The organism is Luteibacter sp. 9135 (assembly GCF_000745005.1).
Classification (GTDB): Bacteria; Pseudomonadota; Gammaproteobacteria; order Xanthomonadales; family Rhodanobacteraceae; genus Luteibacter.
In genome coordinates this window covers 3,474,456-3,492,196 of the sequence record NZ_JQNB01000001.1, presented here as the reverse complement: position 1 = coordinate 3,492,196, position 17,741 = coordinate 3,474,456, and the positions used below count along the sequence as shown (strand labels likewise).

The 17,741-nt window shown below is 67.0% G+C and carries 17 protein-coding genes; 6 read left to right on the top strand and 11 right to left on the bottom strand.

All coding sequences use genetic code 11. The features are described from left to right. Nucleotides 1-42 precede the first annotated feature (42 nt). The 3 genes from FA89_RS14715 to FA89_RS14705 are packed head-to-tail and all read left to right on the top strand — an operon-like array spanning nt 43 to nt 3,011. Nucleotides 43-1,071, top strand: coding sequence for a LysR substrate-binding domain-containing protein (locus tag FA89_RS14715; RefSeq protein ID WP_081916636.1), 1,029 nt, complete (start codon nt 43-45; stop codon nt 1,069-1,071). Nucleotides 1,072-1,080: 9 nt separating this feature from the next. Continuing rightward, nucleotides 1,081-2,226 (top strand): pyridoxal phosphate-dependent aminotransferase, encoded by a 1,146-nt coding sequence (locus FA89_RS14710; RefSeq protein WP_036141615.1) that lies wholly within the window; start codon nt 1,081-1,083, stop codon nt 2,224-2,226. Beyond that, on the top strand, nt 2,214-3,011 hold the full coding sequence (locus tag FA89_RS14705; RefSeq protein WP_036141612.1) for an amidohydrolase: 798 nt from the start codon (nt 2,214-2,216) through the stop codon (nt 3,009-3,011). The genes FA89_RS14710 and FA89_RS14705 overlap by 13 nt, the downstream gene beginning before the upstream one ends. Nucleotides 3,012-3,204: 193 nt before the next feature. Here FA89_RS14705 and FA89_RS14700 read toward each other — a convergent pair whose 3' ends face one another. The 4 genes from FA89_RS14700 to FA89_RS14685 all read right to left on the bottom strand — a co-directional run bounded on the left by FA89_RS14700 (nt 3,205) and on the right by FA89_RS14685 (nt 6,245). After that, a complete protein-coding gene (locus FA89_RS14700; protein ID WP_081916904.1) occupies nt 3,205-4,296 on the bottom strand; it encodes a C13 family peptidase in 1,092 nt (363 codons plus the stop codon). Continuing rightward, nucleotides 4,280-4,963, bottom strand: a complete 684-nt coding sequence (gene mtnC, locus FA89_RS14695; protein ID WP_036141609.1) for an acireductone synthase — start codon at nt 4,961-4,963, stop codon at nt 4,280-4,282. Before mtnC ends, FA89_RS14700 begins: the two co-directional genes overlap by 17 nt. Nucleotides 4,964-5,028: 65 nt before the next feature. Then, complete coding sequence (locus tag FA89_RS14690; RefSeq protein ID WP_036141606.1) at nt 5,029-5,604, bottom strand: 1,2-dihydroxy-3-keto-5-methylthiopentene dioxygenase; 576 nt, start codon at nt 5,602-5,604, stop codon at nt 5,029-5,031. Continuing rightward, a complete protein-coding gene (locus FA89_RS14685) occupies nt 5,601-6,245 on the bottom strand; it encodes a methylthioribulose 1-phosphate dehydratase (protein ID WP_036141603.1) in 645 nt (214 codons plus the stop codon). The genes FA89_RS14690 and FA89_RS14685 overlap by 4 nt, the downstream gene beginning before the upstream one ends. A 169-nt stretch (nt 6,246-6,414) precedes the next feature. On the opposite strand from FA89_RS14685, the gene FA89_RS14680 reads away from it, so the two are divergent. After that, nucleotides 6,415-6,747, top strand: coding sequence for a high-potential iron-sulfur protein (locus tag FA89_RS14680; protein WP_036141600.1), 333 nt, complete (start codon nt 6,415-6,417; stop codon nt 6,745-6,747). A gap of 224 nt (nt 6,748-6,971) precedes the next feature. On the opposite strand, the gene FA89_RS14675 is transcribed toward FA89_RS14680, so the two are convergent. The 3 genes from FA89_RS14675 to FA89_RS14665 form a co-directional block, all read right to left on the bottom strand. Next, nucleotides 6,972-8,414, bottom strand: coding sequence for an amino acid permease (locus FA89_RS14675; RefSeq protein WP_036141597.1), 1,443 nt, complete (start codon nt 8,412-8,414; stop codon nt 6,972-6,974). A gap of 89 nt (nt 8,415-8,503) precedes the next feature. Continuing rightward, the gene (locus tag FA89_RS14670) at nt 8,504-9,994 is read right to left on the bottom strand and encodes an amino acid permease (protein WP_036141595.1); all 1,491 of its coding nucleotides are present in this window, start codon (nt 9,992-9,994) and stop codon (nt 8,504-8,506) included. Between the two features lie 217 nt (nt 9,995-10,211). Then, nucleotides 10,212-11,183 carry a hypothetical protein gene (locus FA89_RS14665; RefSeq protein ID WP_051938822.1) on the bottom strand — a complete coding sequence of 324 codons (972 nt, stop codon included), beginning with the start codon at nt 11,181-11,183 and terminating at the stop codon, nt 10,212-10,214. A gap of 141 nt (nt 11,184-11,324) precedes the next feature. Between FA89_RS14665 and FA89_RS14660 the strand changes: the two genes are divergently transcribed. Beyond that, the gene (locus tag FA89_RS14660) at nt 11,325-11,888 is read left to right on the top strand and encodes an NUDIX hydrolase (RefSeq protein ID WP_051938821.1); all 564 of its coding nucleotides are present in this window, start codon (nt 11,325-11,327) and stop codon (nt 11,886-11,888) included. A gap of 56 nt (nt 11,889-11,944) precedes the next feature. Here the strand turns inward: FA89_RS14660 and FA89_RS14655 are convergent, their stop codons facing one another. Then, the gene (locus FA89_RS14655) at nt 11,945-12,469 is read right to left on the bottom strand and encodes a 3-hydroxyanthranilate 3,4-dioxygenase (protein ID WP_036141590.1); all 525 of its coding nucleotides are present in this window, start codon (nt 12,467-12,469) and stop codon (nt 11,945-11,947) included. Nucleotides 12,470-12,737: 268 nt separating this feature from the next. On the opposite strand from FA89_RS14655, the gene FA89_RS14650 reads away from it, so the two are divergent. Then, entirely contained in the window at nt 12,738-13,073 is a 336-nt protein-coding gene (locus FA89_RS14650; RefSeq protein ID WP_036141586.1) for a tRNA-binding protein, read from the top strand. 268 nt (nt 13,074-13,341) lie between these two features. Here FA89_RS14650 and FA89_RS14645 read toward each other — a convergent pair whose 3' ends face one another. The 3 genes from FA89_RS14645 to FA89_RS14635 are packed head-to-tail and all read right to left on the bottom strand — an operon-like array spanning nt 13,342 to nt 17,683. After that, nucleotides 13,342-14,550 (bottom strand): acetyl-CoA C-acyltransferase, encoded by a 1,209-nt coding sequence (locus FA89_RS14645; RefSeq protein ID WP_036141583.1) that lies wholly within the window; start codon nt 14,548-14,550, stop codon nt 13,342-13,344. A 51-nt stretch (nt 14,551-14,601) separates the two neighbouring features. Further along, the gene (locus tag FA89_RS14640) at nt 14,602-16,971 is read right to left on the bottom strand and encodes a 3-hydroxyacyl-CoA dehydrogenase/enoyl-CoA hydratase family protein (protein WP_036141581.1); all 2,370 of its coding nucleotides are present in this window, start codon (nt 16,969-16,971) and stop codon (nt 14,602-14,604) included. A gap of 37 nt (nt 16,972-17,008) precedes the next feature. Continuing rightward, nucleotides 17,009-17,683, bottom strand: coding sequence for a TetR/AcrR family transcriptional regulator (locus FA89_RS14635; RefSeq protein ID WP_051938820.1), 675 nt, complete (start codon nt 17,681-17,683; stop codon nt 17,009-17,011). Nucleotides 17,684-17,741: the final 58 nt, after the last annotated feature.

Genomic DNA, 17,741 nt, shown 5'->3' with positions numbered 1-17,741 from the left:
GTCGTAGACTCATTGTTCTAAACGAGAAACGACGGGCTACCGATGGAAGGCGCGCTGCAGGACCTGAACGATCTCTATTTCTTCGCCTCGGTGGTGGAGCACGGCGGGTTTTCCGCGGCCGGGCGGGCGCTGGGCATCCCCAAGTCGCGCCTGAGCAAGCGCATCGCGCAGCTGGAGGAGCGCCTGGGCGTGCGGCTCCTGCAGCGCACCACCCGTCGTTTCGTAGTCACGGAGATCGGCGAGCGATTCTTCCAGCACTGCCGGGCGGTGCTGGAAGAAGCCCGTGCGGCCCAGGATGCCGTGGAGGAATTGCGTACCGAGCCGCGCGGCGTGGTGCGGGTAAGCTGTCCCATCTCGCTGGCCCAGAACGTACTGGGGCCGATGCTGCCGGCATTCCTGCTCGAACATCCCAAGGTGCAGGTACGAATCACGGCCACCAACCGCCGCGTCGATCTCATCGGCGAGGGTTTTGACGTGGCCATACGCGTGCGCGAAAAACTCGACACCGACGCCACGTTGGTGCTGCGCAGCTTCGGTTACGCACGCAGCCTGCTCGTGGCCAGCCCGAAATTCCTCGATACCCACGGCAGGCCCACCACGCTGGAAGCGCTGTCCAGGTTGCCGGCGCTGTCGATGTTCGAGCACGAGGGCGCCCAGATCTGGGAGCTGCTGGACGCGCAGGGCAAGAAGGCCGCGGTGGAGGTCAGGCCGAGCCTGATCAGCGGCGACTTCTCGGTGCTGATCTCGGCGGCCTTGCAATGTTGCGGCGTGGCCCTGCTGCCTGAGGAATACTGCGGGCCGATGATCGCCGCGGGCCAGTTGGAGTGGGTGCTTCCGGAATACACCACGGCGCAGGGCACTCTGCACTTCGTCTATCCGAGCCGCCGCGGCCTGCTGCCGGCGATCCGCAGCTTCGTCGACTTCCTGGCCGAGCGGCTGCCCAAGGCCCGCTCGGATTTCCGCCGCGAGTGCGAGAAGGTGGCTGTCGATCCCAGCCTGGCGGGGGCATTGCAGGTCGCCCGCATGATAGGATCGGAGCAACCGGCGGCATTTGGCCGTCCAAACGAATAAGGGCGTTCGATGCAGCTCGAAACCAAGCTACCCAAGGTCGGCACCACGATCTTCAGTGTCATGAGCCAGCTGGCGCTGGAGCACAAGGCGGTGAATCTGGGGCAGGGTTTCCCGGACTTCGAGCCGCCGCAGGCTCTGCGCGACGCGGTCACCCGTGCCATGGCCGAGGGTCGCAACCAGTACGCGCCCGGTATCGGCATCCCGAAACTCCGCGAGCAGATCGCGGCAAAAACCGAGCGCCTCTACGGTCACCGGGTCAGCCCGGATACCGAGGTCACCGTGACCTCCGGCGCCACCGAAGCCCTGTTCTGTGCCATCGCCGCCGTGGTACGCACGGGCGACGAGGTGATCCTCTTCGACCCCTGCTACGACAGCTACGAGCCCGCCGTTGAACTGCAGGGCGCCGTCGCCGTGCATATCCCGCTGACGCTGCCCGCGTTCGGCATCGACTGGCAATGCGTGCGCGAGGCGATCACACCGCGTACCCGGATGATCCTCATCAATTCGCCGCACAACCCGTCCGGTGCGGTGCTCAGCCGCGCCGATCTCGACCACTTGGCCGAGATCGTGCGTGACACCGGCATCGTCGTGCTGTCCGACGAGGTCTACGAACACATTGTCTTCGACGGAGCGGAGCACCAGAGCGTATTGCGCCATCCGGAGCTGGCCTCGCGCAGCATCGTGGTGTCCTCGTTCGGCAAGACGTTCCACTGCACGGGCTGGAAGGTCGGCTACGCCATCGCACCCAAGGCGCTGACGGCCGAATTCCGCAAGGTGCACCAGTACATCACCTTCTGCACGTTCAATCCGGCACAGTGGGCGTTTGCCGACTTCCTGGAGTCCAGCCCGGAGCACTACCTCGAACTGCCGGCCTTCTACGAGGCGAAGCGCGATCGCTTCCGCGCACTGCTGGCGCCATCGCGGCTGACCCTGCTCGACGTGCCGGGCGGGTATTTCCAGCTGGTCGACTACAGCGCGATCCGCGACGTCGACGACATCGACTTCAGCGAATGGCTGGTGCGCGAGGGAGGCGTGGCCGCCATCCCGCTCAGTCCGTTCTACGAGACGCCGCCGGGTACCCGCCTGGTCCGCCTGTGCTTCGCCAAGAACGATGCCACGATGGAAGCCGCCGCGGAGTTGCTGTGCAAACTCTGACCGTCAGCCTTGTCCAGGGCGCCACACGCTGGCACGACGCCGCGGCCAACCGCGACTATTACGGTGCCCTGGTGCGCTCGGCCGCCGCCAGCGACCTGATCGTGCTGCCGGAAACCTTCCTGTCCGGCTTCACCAACGATGCGCTGGGCCAGGCGGAGACGATGGACGGCACCAGCGTCGCCTGGATGCGCGACCTGGCTGGCGAGGTAAATGCCACGCTCACCGGCAGCCTGGTGATTCGCGAAGGCGATACGGTGTACAACCGGCTCATCTGGGCGTCGCCGGACGGCTCGCTGGCGTATTACGACAAGCGCCACCTGTTCCGCATGGCCGGCGAACACACGCGCTACGGCGGCGGCAACCAGCGCCTTATCGTCACGTTGAAGGGCTGGCGCATCCTGCCGCAGGTCTGCTATGACCTGCGCTTTCCCGTCTGGCTGCGCAACGGCCGGCGTGCGGAGGCGGAGGGCGGCATGGACTACGACCTGGCGCTGTTCGTCGCCAACTGGCCCGCGCCGCGCCGGCAGCCATGGCGCACGCTGTTGCGCGCACGCGCCATCGAGAACCTTGCCTACGTGATCGGCGTGAACCGTGTCGGCATCGATGGCAACGACCACCCGTACGCGGGCGACAGCGCCATCATCGACCCGATCGGCGAAGCCCTGCTGGAACTGGGCCCGCAGGAGCAGGTGGTCACCACCGTGCTCGACCCGGCCCCCCTGCAGGCGCACCGCGAACGCTTCCCCGCCTGGATGGACGCCGACGCGTTTTCGCTGAGCCCCTGAGCCTCACGCTGGGGACACGTGACCGACCTGTAGGAGCGCGCGTTCGCGCGCGACATCTTCTCGCCATACCCATGGATTGTGCGCGCCAGCTCGCAGGCACGGCCCCAAAAGATGTCGCGCGCGAGCGCGCGCTCCTACCAAGGCGTAGCGTCGGCGTTCCCAGACCCGGCGTCGGCGTTTGCCGCGACGCGCCTTATTTAGCAGGCGCGAACGGAACTGCCGGGCCGGCCGGCGTCGTCTTGCGCCATGCGCCGAGTTTGTCCCGGATACCTTCGCCGATATCGATCTGCGGCTCCGAAGGCTCCAGCGAATCCCTGGTCTCCCAGCCGGCGATCTCCGCCCTGGCCTTGCCGAAGGCGTCGATGATATCGGGCGTGGCATTGAGGCCGTCGGCGAGCCAGGCGCGCCCAAAGTACGTGATGTCCGAATCGCTGCCGCAGCCGAACGACGTGCGGTCGGTGCGTGCGGAGGTCATCACCAGGGTGCCGGGGCCGCGCAGCTTCGGCACGAATCCGCCGGAGTAGCAGGCGTTGACGACCAGCACCTTCCAGCGGAACGGATGGCTGGCGAAGATATCGGCCAGGCCGTCGGCGTCCAGCTGGTCCAGCGGAATCGGATCCATGTCCACCAGCAGCGAATGGTCGCTGCCCCCGTGCGTGGCGATGTAGAGCAACAGCACGTCTTCCCTGGGGTCCATCACCCGGGCCACGCCGTCCAGCGCAGCCTCCAGGTTGGTCCAGCTGGCCAGCGGGTGGCTCGACAGCGTGGCGGGGTGATTCTCCAGCACCAGGGTGTGGCCGGGGCTGCCGAAACGCATGGTCATCAGGCGGTCGAGGTATTCCGCCTCGTTGCGGAACACGCTTTCCGAACCGTCGCCGGCAAACGCAATGGCATACACGTTGGTCTTGCCGGGCGTGCGGCGTGCCAGTCGCGACAGCGACGTCTTCATCTGCGCCGGTTGGGCGGCGAAGACCTGCTCCGGCGTGGGTGCGTCGTCCGGCCAGGCGCTGGCGTCCAGCAGCGTCGGGGCATCCGCATCCGGATCCGCCGCGGGGTCGGCCACGGCCGTCGTGGAGGACGCAGCCGCGGGGTGGGCGCCCGTCGCGCGGACGGCTTGGACTGTCGAGCCAGCGGCGGGCAGGGCGTGTCCCGCCACGGACACAGGCTGCGTGACGGGCCGTGCCGGCCCGAACTGCAGAATGCCTACGGTGCCCAGCGCACCGGCGGCAAAGGCCGCCAGGGCGTAGATCGCCGTGCGGCGACGCGGGTCAGGGAGCAATGGCATCGAAATCGGCGACAGCAGGATGTCCGGCATCCACCAGCGCCGTCGGCGGGCGCACGAGCTGGACGGTGCGCATGCCCGCCTCGCGGGCGGCGTCCAGTTCCTCGCGGATATCGGACAGGAACAGCACCTGGTCCGGCGGCAGGCCGATCGCCTCGGCGATCTTGCGGTATGAGGCCGTCTCGCGCTTGTGCCCGGTCTGGGTGTCGAAGTAATCGCTGAACAGCGGCGTGAGGTCGCCGTATTCCGTGAAGCCGAACAGCAGTTTCTGCGCCGGCACCGATCCTGACGAGTAGACGTAGAGCCGCAGCCCCTGTGCATGCCAGGCGCGGAGCCGCGCCGCCACTTCGGGATACATGTGCGAGGTGTACACGCCCGACTCGTAGCCTTCGCGCCAGATCATTCCCTGCAGGGCCTTCAACGCGGTGGACTTGCGGTCCTCGTCGATCCAGCGGATCAGCAGGTCGATGATCTCGCCGCGGGTGGCTTCGACGATGCCGGCTTCCTTGGCGGCCTCGTGCAGCCAGTGCTGCACCTCCGCCACGTCGGTGTGCGTCTCCACATAGGCGGGCAGGTGCTGCCGCGCATAGGGAAAGAGCACATCCTTGACGAAGTCGATCGAGCTGGTGGTGCCCTCGATGTCGGTGAGGACGGCGCGGATATCGGACATGCGGGGAAGCCTGTGGGCCGGGGAGACTCCGCAGGATAAACGACCGCGACCCTCCGCGGAACGGCTTACGCCGTGCCGGTTTCCTTGGCCGAGTCGTGGGGCGTCATGCGGGGAAAACGCTCGGCGATGTCGGTGCCGGTGAAATCGGCGACCCAGCCCTCGGTGTTGGTGAACAGGCGGATTGCCACGAAATAGGGCGATTCGCTCATGTCGAACCAGTGCGGCGTGCCATCGGGCACCCCGATCAGGTCGCCCTTCTCGCAAAGCACCTCGTAGACCCTGCCGTCGATATGCAGGGTGAACTGCCCGGCGCCGGCCACGAAGAAGCGGACTTCGTCCTCGCTATGGGTGTGCTCGTTCAGGAACTTCTGCCGGAAGGTGGCACGGTCCGGATGGTCGGGCTTGAGGCTGATCACATCGACCGAGCGATAGCCATTTTCCGCCATCAGGCGGTCGATGTCGGCATGATAGGCCGCGATGACCTCGTCCTGCGAGGCGCCGGGGGCGATCGGCTGGCTGGCCTCCCACTGCTCGAACCGCACGCCGACGGCCTGCAGGGCGGCGGCAATGGCGGCGTGGTCGTCGTGCACGGTGACCGGTGCGTCGTGGGTGTGGTCGTCGTAGATACGCAGACGGCTCATGGGGAAAGCCTCCTCAGGTCGAGTTCGCAGCCCAGCAGGAATTCCAGGGCCTCCAGGTGCCGGCGTGTCTCGGCCATGTCGCGGCCCCACGTATAGATGCCATGCCCGTCGATCAGGTAGGCATGCAGGGGCTTGCCGGCATCGATCCAGGCGTCCACGCGGGCTTCGAGCTCCGGCATGTGCTGGGTGTTGGGGAAAACGGGGATCTCGAGCACGCTCTCGTGGGTGGTGTAGCCGGTGATGGCTTTCTGCAGCTCCCAGCCTTCCAGGCGCACGCGGCCCTCGGTGGCGAACAGCCGCGAGCAGACGCTCTGCGTGCGCGAATGGGTGTGCAGCACCACGTTGGCCTCGGGAAACCGGCGGTACACCTGGGTGTGCAGGCCCGTCTCGGCCGAAGGCCGGTTGTCCGAGCCCACGGCCTGGCCCTGCATGTCCACCACCATGATGTCGTCGCGGCCCAGCCGGCCCTTGTCACGGCCCGAGATCGTGATGGCCGCCAGCGTATCGTCCAGGCGCATGGAGAAATTGCTGCTGGTCGCGGGCGTCCAGCCGAACGACGCCAGCTCGCGTGCGGCGTCCGCGATGGCGTCGGCGCGATCGGCGAGCAGGGCGGGATCGATGGGGGAAAGGCTGGTCGGCATGGGGATTTGGACGTCCAAACGGATGGGAAGTGTACCACGCGGGGATGACGGCCCCGCGGCAGCCCGCGCACGGTGCGGTGCGTAATGCGAACCACTGCCTTTCGGCAAAGCGCGTACGATCCCGGCCGTACGGCCCGCGGGCCGGATCATCATCGACGGAGGTTCACCTATGTCGCAAGACACCGAGAACGTGGAGGGGCGTCGCCGCTTCCTCAAGGCCGCCATGGGCGGCGTGGCCGCCGCGGCCGTGCTGGGCACCTTGCCGCGCGCCGCAGTGGCCCAGGACCTGCCCCATCTGGCCCCGACCGACCCGACAGCCGCCGCGCTGAAGTACACCGAGGACGCCAGCAAGGCCGCCGGCCGGGCGACCCCGAAGGACGCCTGCTTCAACTGCAACTTCTACCAGGGCAAGGCCGATGCCGCCTGGGGGCCGTGCCAGTTGTTCCCCGGCAAGGCCGTGGCCAGCAAGGGCTGGTGCGTGTCCCACGCCGTCATGATCTGAGGGGGAATCCGGGCAGGGTGCTCCCTGGAAAGCAAAATGCCGCCCGGCGCGTGGGTCGAGGAGCTGACCCTCCCGACGCGCCGGGCGGCAATCCGGGGCCCACTGCCAAGTGATTTACCCGCGGACTGAGGATCATACTCCCCTCCCGCGGCGGCCGGCCAATGGCAGTTAAATGACGGTCATGCTTGACTCATTTAATGCAATAAATCAATGAGTTGTAAAACCTACTTCGAGCCGGCTCGAAGTCGGCTGTGGCGATATCCGTAGGCGACGTACATCACCACGCCGAGCACGGTCCACACGCCCATCAGGACCCAGTTGCGCACCCCCATCGACCAGAGCAGGGCGACGCAGCTTAGGATGCCGAGCACGCAGGTGACGGGGGCGAACGGTACCCGGAACGTCCGTGGCAAGCCCGGGGCCGTCCTGCGCAGGATCATCACCCCCGCGCATACCGCGCAGAAGGCGACCAGCGTGCCCATCGAGGTGAGGTCGCCGAGCAGGTTGAGCGGAAACACCGCCGCCAGCAGGGCGATGCCCACGCCGGTAATCACCGTATTGATGTGCGGCGTGCGGTACTTCGGATGGATGGTGGTGAACACCTTCGGCATCAGGCCATCGCGACCCATGATCATGAAGATGCGCGGCTGGGCGATGATCATCACCAGTACCACCGACGACAGACCGATCAGCGCGCCGACTTCCACGATGCCGCGCAGCCAGCCCAGCTCCGGGTGCTGGCGGATGGCCGTGACCACCGGCTCGGAGGTGCCCAGTTCCGCGAAGGGCACCAGGCCGGTAAGCACGGCGGCCATGGCGATATACAGCACGGTGCAGATGGCCAGCGAGGCCAGCGTGCCGATGGGCATGTCGCGCTGCGGGTTCTTCGATTCCTGCGCCGCGGTGGAGGTGGCCTCGAAGCCGATGTAGGCGAAGAAGACCATCGAGGCACCGCGGAGAATGCCGGACCAGCCGTACTTGTCGCCGCCCTGGTTCTGCGGGATGAACGGGTGCCAGTTGGCCGTGTCGATGTGGCTGGCGCCCACCACGATCACGACGATGATCAGCGCCGTCTTCAGCAACACCATTGCCATGTTGATGCCCGTGGACTCCTTGATGCCCACATAGCAGAGCCAGGTAAGCGCCAGGGTGATGCCGACCGCCGGCAGGTTGAACAACGCGCCCGTGAAGACGAAATGGCCGTCGATGAAATCCAGCGGGGCGTTGGTCAGCGCGGTCGGGATATGGATGCCGACGTGATCGAGCAGGCTGACGAAATAGCCGGTCCAGCTGACCGCCACCGCCGAGGCGGACACGCCGTACTCCAGGATCAGGTTCCAGCCTATGAACCATGCCGCGCCTTCGCCCAGGGTGGCGTACGCATACGAATACGCGCTGCCCGAAACCGGGATCATCGAGGCGAACTCGGCGTAGCACAGCGCGGTGAACGTGCTGCAGATGGCGGCCAGGATGAACGAGATGATGATGGCCGGGCCGGCGTGTTCCGCGGCGGCGACGCCCGTGATGACGAAGATGCCGCCGCCGATGACCGCACCGATGCCCAGTGCCGTGAGCCCCCAGGGGCCGAGCGTGCGCCTGAGCGCGGGACCGTGAGCGTCGTCGGGTTCGGCCTGGGGAGCTTTCTTGGCGAGTAGCTGGGTGAGCATGGGCGGCCCGGAGGAAGTGACGTGGAGAGGATAGCCGTAAACGTAAAAGGCCGGCGGGAGCCCGCCGGCCTTTTACGTTCGCGCGAGGATCAGGCCAGCGACTTGCGCAGCTTGCTGTGCGCGTAGCCGTAGCCGAAGTAGATGACCTGGCCGATGACGATCCAGCCGCACATCAGGCGCCAGTGTTCCTCGAACGCCTGCCAGAACAGGTAGACGCAGGCCAGGGCGCCGATAATGCAGATCGGCCACACGAACGGCACGCGGAAGCTGCGCTTCAGTTCGGGGCGGGTGTAGCGCAGGATCAGCACGCCGATGCACACGGTGGCGAACGCCAGCAGCGTGCCCATGGAGACCAGCTCGCCCAGCACGCTGACCGGGAACAGGCCGGCCATGGCCGCCGCGGCGACACCGACGATCACGGTGCCGACATAGGGTGTGCGGAACTTCGGGTGCACCTTGGCCATGGTGGGCGGCAGCAGGCCGTCCTTCGCCATCGAGAAGAAGATGCGCGGCAGGCCCATCAGCATCACCAGGATGACCGACGACAGGCCGGTGATCGCGCCGAGGATCACCAGTGCCTTCAGCCACGACAGCTGCGGGTAGAGGCTGAGCGCGGTGGCCACCGGCTCCGGCGTGTTCAGCATGCGGAACGGGGCGATGCCGGTGAGGACCAGCGCCACGGCGATGTAGAGCACGGTGCACAGGGCCAGCGAACCCAGGATGCCGATGGGCATGTCGCGCTGCGGGTTCTTCGCTTCGCCGGCGGCGGTCGATACCGCGTCGAAGCCCACGTACGAGAAGAACACGATGGTGGCGGCGCGGAAGATGCCGCCCCAGCCGTACGTGCCCGGGCCCTCGGAGGCGGGAATGAACGGGTGCCAGTTGGCGGGGTTGATCACCTGCACGGCGAACGCCAGGAACAGCAGGATCACGGTGACCTTGATCGCCACGATGATCGAGTTGACGAAGGCCGACTGTGTGATGCCGACGTAGCACAGGCCCGACAGCGCGGCGATGATGCAGACCGCCGGCAGGTTGATCAGCGTGCCGGTGGCCTGGATGTGGCCGTCGACGAACTGGAACGGAGCCGAAGCCAGCGCGGCGGGCAGGGCGAGGTTGCTGTTGGTCATGTGCCCGATCATGCCGAGCAGCTCGTTGAAGTAGCCCGACCAGCCCGCGGCAACGGTGGCGGCGGCGAACAGGTACTCCAGAACCAGGTTCCAGCCGACGAACCAGGCGACGTATTCGCCCAGCGTGGCGTAGGAATACGAATAGGCGCTGCCGGACACGGGCAGCATGGCCGCGAACTCGGCGTAGCACAGGCCGGCCAGGGCGCAGGCGAAGCCGGCAATCAGGAAGCTGATGACCAGCGCGGGACCGGCATGCAGGGCGGCGGCCTGCCCGGTGATCACGAAGATACCTGCACCGATGACGGCGCCGACACCGAGAAGAATGAGGTGCTTGGCGGTGAGTACCCGACGGAGCTCGCCGTTACCGTGGGCGCTGGTGTCGATGTGCTCACCGGCGTCTACGTGCGGCGCGGCCTCGATCGGATGCGTCGCGAACAGGTGTTTCAACATGTGTCTCCCCTACTGCCGGAATGTAGCCTTTTATTATTTGGGACCGCCGCGTGAGTCACGGTGGACACGCCGCTGCCCGGAAGCGCTGGCACGGCACCATAGCCCAGCGGGCCTCGGGCGTACAAGCTGCGATGCGATGCGCGCCAAGGCGCTGCACGTACCGGTGCGGATGTCGACCATGACTTACGGCGGTTGTGCATGACGCGATGTGGCTCTTTCAGAAAACCATGTTGAGTGCGGCCTGCGGGGCCACGTAGTCGCCCGCGTTGCGCCCGGCCACCGTGAACTGCACGCCGGCGATCAGGCCCATGGTCGGGCTGAGGTGGTACTCCACGGCCGGTGCCAGGCTGATGTCGTGGCCTGCGGGCACGCGTTGGCGGACGTTGCGCCCGTGTTCGTCATGTCCCGCCACGGCGACGGCGCCGGCGCGGTTCCAGATGGCTTCGCCGACCAGCACCCAGCGCCGGTCGAGCACGTATTCCGCCGCGAGGGTGGCATTCCAGGCCTGGCCCGGTCGCGCAAACCCGCGGAAGCCGCTGTCGGTGGCATAGACGCTGCTGTCGCGCACGCGTACGTGACCTGGCGAAGGGCTCCACGCCAGCTGACCGCGCCAGCGCACCGCATGATCGTTGGCCAGCCAGCGGAGTTGCTGGGCGCCGAGGCTGACCGTGGTGCGGGCCGCGCCGTTGCCGGTGGCGTTCAGCGGGTTGTTGTCGAGTCGCTGGAAACTGCCGGTGGGCAGGCGCTGGGCGAGCGCCAGGGCCAGGATCAGTCCGGTACCATCCGCGGCCGGTCCCCGCAGGCGCTGCTGCACTCGCACCACGGTGTCGCCCATGCGCAGGCCGTCGGTATGACGACCCGCGCCCGAGGTGCGCGAGGCGTTGAGGGTGACTTGCACGGCGCTGCTGTCGGTCAGTCCGTAGGTGACCGGTACGGCGACCTGCCATTGACGGTACATCGCATGCTGTTCGCGGCGGTGCCCGTCGTTGTCGTAGCTGCCGCGGGTGTTGGTATGGATGAGGTAGGGCTCGACGTTTAGCATGCCGGCCGGCATCGTGTTGACAGCGGGCGTTACCAGCGGGCCGGTGAAGTCGGGCGATGCGTGCGGCGTGTCGGATGGCGCCGCGAGGGCGAGCGGTGCTGCAAGAGCTAACGAGAGGGCGGTGGCGGCGTGGAGGTGAGCGTTCATGCGATTCCTTGCGGGTGGATATCTGCCAGGCGCGTCATGCGCTTGAGATGCATCCTAGGCGGCTCCGCCCGCCCGATAACATCGGATTAGTCTGAAAATGACGTGCGACAATGAGCAGCCTGATCGCCGCCAAGCCTGCCCATGTCTACTGATCGCCTTGCCTTGATGTCCGCTCTGCGCCGATACGGTGAACGTCGGCCGGACGAGCCCGATGCCGACCGCTGCGTCGCCTGGCTGGAACGTGGTGAACGGCCGTTCGAGCGCGAAAGCCTTGAAGGTCATTTCACCGGTTCGGCCTGGCTGGTCAGCCGCGACGGCACGCGTGTGTTGCTGATGCTGCACGCCAAGCTCGGCCGGTGGCTGCAGCCGGGCGGCCACGCCGATGGCGATCCGGACCTGGCGGCGGTAGCGCTACGCGAGGCGGAAGAGGAAACCGGCCTGCGGGGGCTCGCGGTACGGCGGGAGATATTCGACGTGGATGCCCATCGGATTCCCGCGCGGGGCCACGAGCCGGAACACTGGCATTACGACGTGCGTTACGTCGTGGTGGCGGGAGCCGACGAGGCATTTGCCGCCAATGCGGAGTCGTTGTCGCTTGCGTGGGTGCCTATTGCGGATCTGGCGCACGACGAGAGCGTCGAACCGTCGCTGCGGCGCATGGCGGACAAGTGGTTGACCGCCGGGCATCTGCCTGCCACGGCCTGATCGGCCAGCGTCACCGGACTTGCCGCGGACACGGACGATCCGCACCGCGGGATCGATCAGTCCTTGTACCTGTCAGGCGCAGGATGCAGCGTGCCGCATCGCTTGCAGGTGCGCGCGTCGATCGAGCGGTAGAAGGTATCGAACACGGGCGGAAAATCCTTCTCGATGCTGTCGAGGGCGAAATAGGTCTCGAACAGTTTGTGGTTGCACCGCTCGCAGAACCACATCAGGCCGTCGCGTTCGCCCGCGAGGCGCCGCCGCTCCACCACCAGGCCGACCGAATCCGGCATGCGTTGCGGCGAATGCGGCGTACGCGGCGGAAGATAGAAGATCTCGCCGGCGCGGATGGGGATGTCGCGTGCCTGGCCATCGTCCTGCACCCTGAGCACCATCTCGCCTTCCAGCTGGTAGAAGAACTCCGGGCCTTCGTCGTAGTGATAGTCGGTGCGGGCGTTGGGGCCGCCGACGATCATGATGATAAAGTCGCCGTCGACGATGCACTTGTTGCCGACGGGCGGCTTGAGCAGGGCGCGGTTTTCCGTGATCCAGCGTTGCAGGTCGATCGGCGGCAGCAGGCTCATGGTCGTCGTCATCCGGTGCGTAGGAGCGCACGATGTGCGCGATGCTTTTTGCCCGGCCTTGCAGGCCTTTGAAGGTCCTTGAAGGTCCTTGAAGGTCGTCGCGGGATCGCGCACAGCGTGCGCTCCTACAATATGTGGGGCGCCGCACGATCATCGCGCACAGCGTGCGCTCCTACAATATGCGGGTTGCCGCATGATTATCGCGCACGGCGTGCGCTCCTGCGCAGACGTGGCGCCACGGGAGACGAGGATGGATGAGGAGACGAGGATGGACGACGAGATCAGCTGGGCCGATTTCGAGAAGGTGATGATCGTGGCGGGTACCGTCGTGCGCGCCGAGGTGTTTCCCGAGGCGAGACGGCCCGCCTACAAGATATGGGCGGACTTCGGCCCGCACGGCGAGCGCAAGACCAGCGCGCAGGTCGCGGCGATCTATCGGCCGGAAGACCTGGTCGGCAGGCAGATCGTGGCGGTCATCAATTTCCCGGAGAAGCAGATCGGCCCGTTCCGTTCACAGTTCCTTCTGACCGGCTTCCACACAGACGAGGGCGTGGTCATCACGACCACGGAGCGGCCAGTGCCGAACGGCACGCGGATGGCGTAACGGCACGAAGGGCGTAATGGCACGTGACAAGGTACACGGCCGTCGTAGGAGCGCACGGTGTGCGCGAATCCGGGTTCCGGTGCGCGTCCGGAAACGCCTGCACGGTTGTCGCGCGTGGCTTCTTTCGCCATGGGTGAGGGTGACGGATCGCGCACATCGTGCGCTCCTACCCCTGCCGCCTACCGCCCGCCGGTTGTCGGTGGCCGGGCGTTAACGGCCCGATGTCGCCGGCCCGGCTTGGTGGCCGGGCCGGCGATGTCACGAGGTATTACAGCGCCTCGAAGATGCCGGCGGCGCCCATGCCGGTACCGATGCACATGGTGACCATGCCGTACTTCTGCTTGCGGCGACGCAGGCCGTGGATCAGCGTGGCGGCGCGGATGGCGCCGGTGGCGCCGAGCGGGTGGCCGAGGGCGATGGCGCCGCCCAGCGGGTTCACCTTGGACGGGTCGAGGCCGAGGTCGCGAATGACGGCGAGGGCTTGTGCCGCGAACGCCTCGTTCAGCTCGATCCAGTCGAGCTGGTCCTGGGTGATGCCGGTCTGCTTCAGCGCCTTGGGAATGGCTTCCTTCGGACCGATACCCATGACATCCGGCGCCACGCCGGCCACCGAGAAGCCGACGAAGCGGGCCAGCGGGGTCAGGCCGTAGTCCTTGATCGCCTTCTCGCTGGCGATCAGCAGGGCGCCGGCACCGTCGGACATCTGCGAGGAGTTGCCGGCCGTGACCGACCCGCCGAACTGGCCATTGCGGAACACCGGACGAAGCTTGCCCAGCACCTCGAGCGTGGTGTCCTTGCGCGGGCCTTCGTCGGTATCGATGACGCGGCGGTCCTCGCGCACGCTGTGGTTGGCGAGGTCCGGGTAGCGGTCGTCGAGCTGGAACGGCGTGATCTCGTCCTTGAACTCACCGGCGGCGATGGCCGCGAACGCGCGCTCGTGCGACTGCAGGGCGAAGCGATCCTGGTCCTCGCGGCTGACCTTCCAGCGCTCGGCCACCTTTTCCGCGGTGATGCCCATGCCGAAGGCGATGGCGCGGTTCTCGTCGTTCTCGAAGATGGCCGGGTTCATGGCGATCTTGTTGCCCATCATCGGCACCATGCTCATCGACTCGGTGCCGCCGGCCAGCATGAGGTCGGCCTCACCCAGGCGAATGCGGTCGGCAGCCATCGCGATGGCCTGCACGCCCGACGAACAGAAACGGTTGATCGTGACGCCCGGCACCTGTTCCGGCAGGCCGGCCAGCAGCACACCGATGCGGGCCACGTTCATGCCTTGCTCGGCTTCCGGCATGGCGCAGCCGATGACGGCATCGGCGATCAGCATCGGATCGATGCCGGGCGCCTGTTCGATCACGGCGCGGATGACGTGCGCCAGCAGGTCGTCGGGACGGGTGTTGCGGAACACGCCGCGCGGCGCCTTGCCCACTGGGGTGCGGGTGGCGGCGACGATGTAGGCATCTTGCACTTGCTTGCTCATGGGGTGGTTCCTTTAAGGGGGAAAGTCGAATGCGTGAGAGCGCGTGGCGCGTCAGTTACGCAGCGGCTTTCCCGTCGTCATCGTGTGCGCGATACGGGCCTGGGTCTTCTCGGTCTGCGCCAGTTCCACGAAGTGGCGACGCTCCAGGGCCAGCAGCCAGGCTTCGTCGACCAGCGAGCCGCGCTCGATCTTGCCGCCGGCGAGGGCGTCGGCAATGCGGCTGGCGATGTCGATATCATGCGGCGAGGCGAAATAGCCTTCGGCCAGGTTGGCCAGCGACGCCTTGAAGGTGGCCGTGGCCACGTCGCCGCCCACCGGGATGGCGCGACCGGGCATCGGCGGGCGGTAGCCGGATTCCGCCATGGCCAGGGCCTGCGCCTTGGCCACGTGGAGCACTTCATACGTGTTGAAGACCACGATATCGTCCTTGCGCAGCAGGCCCATGGCCTTTGCCTCGATCGCGCTGGTCGACACCTTGGCCATCGCCACCGTCTCGAAGATCTTCTTGAGGAACTCGAACGGATCCTCCGGGTTGGCCTGTGCGGCACGCACGGCGAATTCCTTCAGGCCGCCACCGGCCGGCAGCAGGCCGACGCCGGCCTCGACCAGGCCGATGTAGCTCTCCAGCGCCGCCACGGTGCGCGCCGAGTGCATCTGGAACTCGCAGCCGCCACCCAGGGCCAGCCCGCGCACGGCGGCGACCACCGGCACCAGCGAATACTTGATGCGCATGCTGGTGGCCTGGAAGTTCGCCACCATGGCCTCGAACTGGGCCAGCTTGCCGGCCTGAAGCAGGCCCAGCGCGCCCTTGAGGTCCGCACCGGCCGAGAACGGCTCGGACGGCTGCCACAGCACCACGCCGCGGAATTGCTGCTCGGCCAGGCCGATGGCGTGCTGGATGCCGTCGAGCACCTGGTCGTTGACCGTGTGCATCTTCGTCTTGAACGAGATCACGCCGATGTCGTCGCCCGCATGCCACAGGCGCACGCCTTCGTTCTCCCAGACCGTGGTGCCCTTGTCGAAGGTTTCGCCCAGGATGGGGTCGGGGAACGCCTGGCGGGCATAGACCGGGTGCGTGGAGCGCGGCTGCTCGGCGTTGGCGCTGGCCGAATAGGACCCGGCCTTCCCATGCACACCGGTGCGACCGTCAGTGACCCAGGCGGGCAGGGGCGCGCTGCTCATGGTCTTGCCGGCGGCGATGTCCTCGGCGATCCAGCCCGCGACCTGTTGCCAGCCAGCGGCCTGCCAAAGCTCGAACGGCCCCAGCTTCCAGCCGTAGCCCCAGCGGATGGCGAAATCGACGTCACGGGCCGTCTCGGCGACGTCGGCCAGGTGAAAGGCTGTGTAGTGGAACAGGTCACGGAAGACGGCCCACAGGAACTGTGCCTGCGGGTCGGACGAGGCGCGCAGCTTCGCGAACTTCTCGGCCGGGTCACGGATGGCGAGGATGGCGGAGACTTCTTCCGAGGCCTTCGGCTCGGACGGTCGGTAGTCCTGCTTCTGCAGGTCGAGCACCACGATGTCCTTGCCGGCCTTGCGGTAGAAGCCCGCGCCGGTCTTCTGGCCGAGCGCGCCCTTGTCGATCAGGCCCTTCAGCCAGGCGGGCGGCTGGAAATAGCGGTGCCACGGGTCGTCCGGCAGGGTGTCGCCCATGGTCTTGACCACGTGGGCCAGGGTATCGAGGCCGACCACGTCCGCGGTGCGGAAGGTGGCGCTCTTCGGGCGGCCGATGGCCGGGCCGGTCAGCGCGTCGACGGTGTCGAAGCCCAGGCCGAACTGCTCGGTGTGGTGCATGGTGGAGAGCATCGAGAACACGCCGATGCGGTTGCCGATGAAGTTCGGTGTGTCCTTGGCGTAGACCACGCCCTTGCCGAGGGTGGTGGTGAGGAAGGCTTCGAGGCCTTCCAGCACGGCACCGTCGGTGAGACGGGTCGGGATCAGCTCCACCAGGTGCATATAACGAGGCGGATTGAAGAAATGCACGCCGGTGAAACGGTGACGCATGTCTTCCGGCAGCGCTTCGGCCAGGCCGTTGATCGACAGGCCCGAGGTATTGCTGGCCAGCACGGCGGTCTTCGACACGTGCGGCGCGATCTTCTGGTAGAGGTCGAGTTTCCAGTCCATGCGCTCGGCGATGGCCTCGATCACCAGGTCGACGTCGGCCAGCTGGGCCAGGTCGTCTTCGTAGTTGGCCGGGATGATCGCGGCGCCCAGCGATTTTTCGGCCAGGGGCGCGGGCGACAGCTTGGCCAGGTTGGCGATGGCCTTCAGCGCGATGCCGCTCTTGGGACCGTCCTTGGCGGGCAGGTCGAATAGAACGGTTTCCACGTTGGCGTTCGTCAGGTGCGCGGCAATCTGCGCGCCCATGACGCCGGCGCCGAGTACCGCGGCCTTGCGAATGCGTAACGGTGTTGCGGTCATGGTGATCTCCGGTGATGCGTGAGGATGCGTCCCGCGGTCAGCGAGCGGCGGGGGTAGGCGATGGGGCGGGCGAGACGGCCGGGCTGCGCAGGCCGGCCGCCGCAAAGCGGATCAGGTGCTCGGCGGCGCTTTCGCGGTGGTCGCGTTCGGCCACGTCGGTCTTGCGCTGGATGATCCCGAAATCGGCCATGGCGTAGGTGAGGGCGCCGGTGACGATATCGAGCCGCCAGTAGATGTCTTCCTTGGGCAGGCCCGGCAGCAGCCGGGCGAACTCGCCGGCGAACTGGCGAAGCACGTGGCCGTAGTTCTCGGACAGGAACCGCCGCAGGGTCTCGTTATGCTCGGCATACGCCCGGGCCAGCACGCGGACGAAGGCGGCGCCACCGCCATCGTTGCGGGACAGGTCCAGCGCGGGGCGGATGTAGGCGTCGAGGACATCCTCGAGGCGGGTACCTTCGCCACCGGCCACCTTGCCCAGGGCGGCCAGGCGCCGGCTGTTCAGCTCGTCGAGGCGGCGACGGAACACTTCCTCGATCAGCTTGTCCTTCGAGCCGAAGTGGTAATTCACCGCGGCGAGATTGACCCGGGCCGCGGCGGTCACCTGGCGCAGCGACGCACCGGCGAAGCCGTGGGTGGCGAACAGGGCCTCCGCAGCACCGAGGATACGTTCCTTGGTGCTGCGCTCGCGCGACGCGTAGGGGGCGTTCGTCATTCGGCGGACTCCGCAGGCGGCAGGGTTTGAATCAAACGATCGTTTGAGAATACGCCCG

Excerpts from the sequence above, each read along its gene's own strand:
- FA89_RS14715 (WP_081916636.1), top strand. The coding sequence starts at position 43 with ATGGAAGGCGCGCTGCAGGACCTGAACGATCTCTATTTCTTCGCCTCG.
- FA89_RS14710 (WP_036141615.1), top strand. The coding sequence starts at position 1,081 with ATGCAGCTCGAAACCAAGCTACCCAAGGTCGGCACCACGATCTTCAGT.
- FA89_RS14700 (WP_081916904.1), bottom strand. The coding sequence starts at position 4,296 with ATGCCATTGCTCCCTGACCCGCGTCGCCGCACGGCGATCTACGCCCTG.
- mtnC (WP_036141609.1), bottom strand. The coding sequence starts at position 4,963 with ATGTCCGATATCCGCGCCGTCCTCACCGACATCGAGGGCACCACCAGC.
- FA89_RS14690 (WP_036141606.1), bottom strand. The coding sequence starts at position 5,604 with ATGAGCCGTCTGCGTATCTACGACGACCACACCCACGACGCACCGGTC.
- FA89_RS14685 (WP_036141603.1), bottom strand. The coding sequence starts at position 6,245 with ATGCCGACCAGCCTTTCCCCCATCGATCCCGCCCTGCTCGCCGATCGC.
- FA89_RS14680 (WP_036141600.1), top strand. The coding sequence starts at position 6,415 with ATGTCGCAAGACACCGAGAACGTGGAGGGGCGTCGCCGCTTCCTCAAG.
- FA89_RS14675 (WP_036141597.1), bottom strand. The coding sequence starts at position 8,414 with ATGCTCACCCAGCTACTCGCCAAGAAAGCTCCCCAGGCCGAACCCGAC.
- FA89_RS14670 (WP_036141595.1), bottom strand. The coding sequence starts at position 9,994 with ATGTTGAAACACCTGTTCGCGACGCATCCGATCGAGGCCGCGCCGCAC.
- FA89_RS14665 (WP_051938822.1), bottom strand. The coding sequence starts at position 11,183 with ATGAACGCTCACCTCCACGCCGCCACCGCCCTCTCGTTAGCTCTTGCA.
- FA89_RS14660 (WP_051938821.1), top strand. The coding sequence starts at position 11,325 with ATGTCTACTGATCGCCTTGCCTTGATGTCCGCTCTGCGCCGATACGGT.
- FA89_RS14655 (WP_036141590.1), bottom strand. The coding sequence starts at position 12,469 with ATGAGCCTGCTGCCGCCGATCGACCTGCAACGCTGGATCACGGAAAAC.
- FA89_RS14650 (WP_036141586.1), top strand. The coding sequence starts at position 12,738 with ATGGACGACGAGATCAGCTGGGCCGATTTCGAGAAGGTGATGATCGTG.
- FA89_RS14645 (WP_036141583.1), bottom strand. The coding sequence starts at position 14,550 with ATGAGCAAGCAAGTGCAAGATGCCTACATCGTCGCCGCCACCCGCACC.
- FA89_RS14640 (WP_036141581.1), bottom strand. The coding sequence starts at position 16,971 with ATGACCGCAACACCGTTACGCATTCGCAAGGCCGCGGTACTCGGCGCC.
- FA89_RS14635 (WP_051938820.1), bottom strand. The coding sequence starts at position 17,683 with ATGACGAACGCCCCCTACGCGTCGCGCGAGCGCAGCACCAAGGAACGT.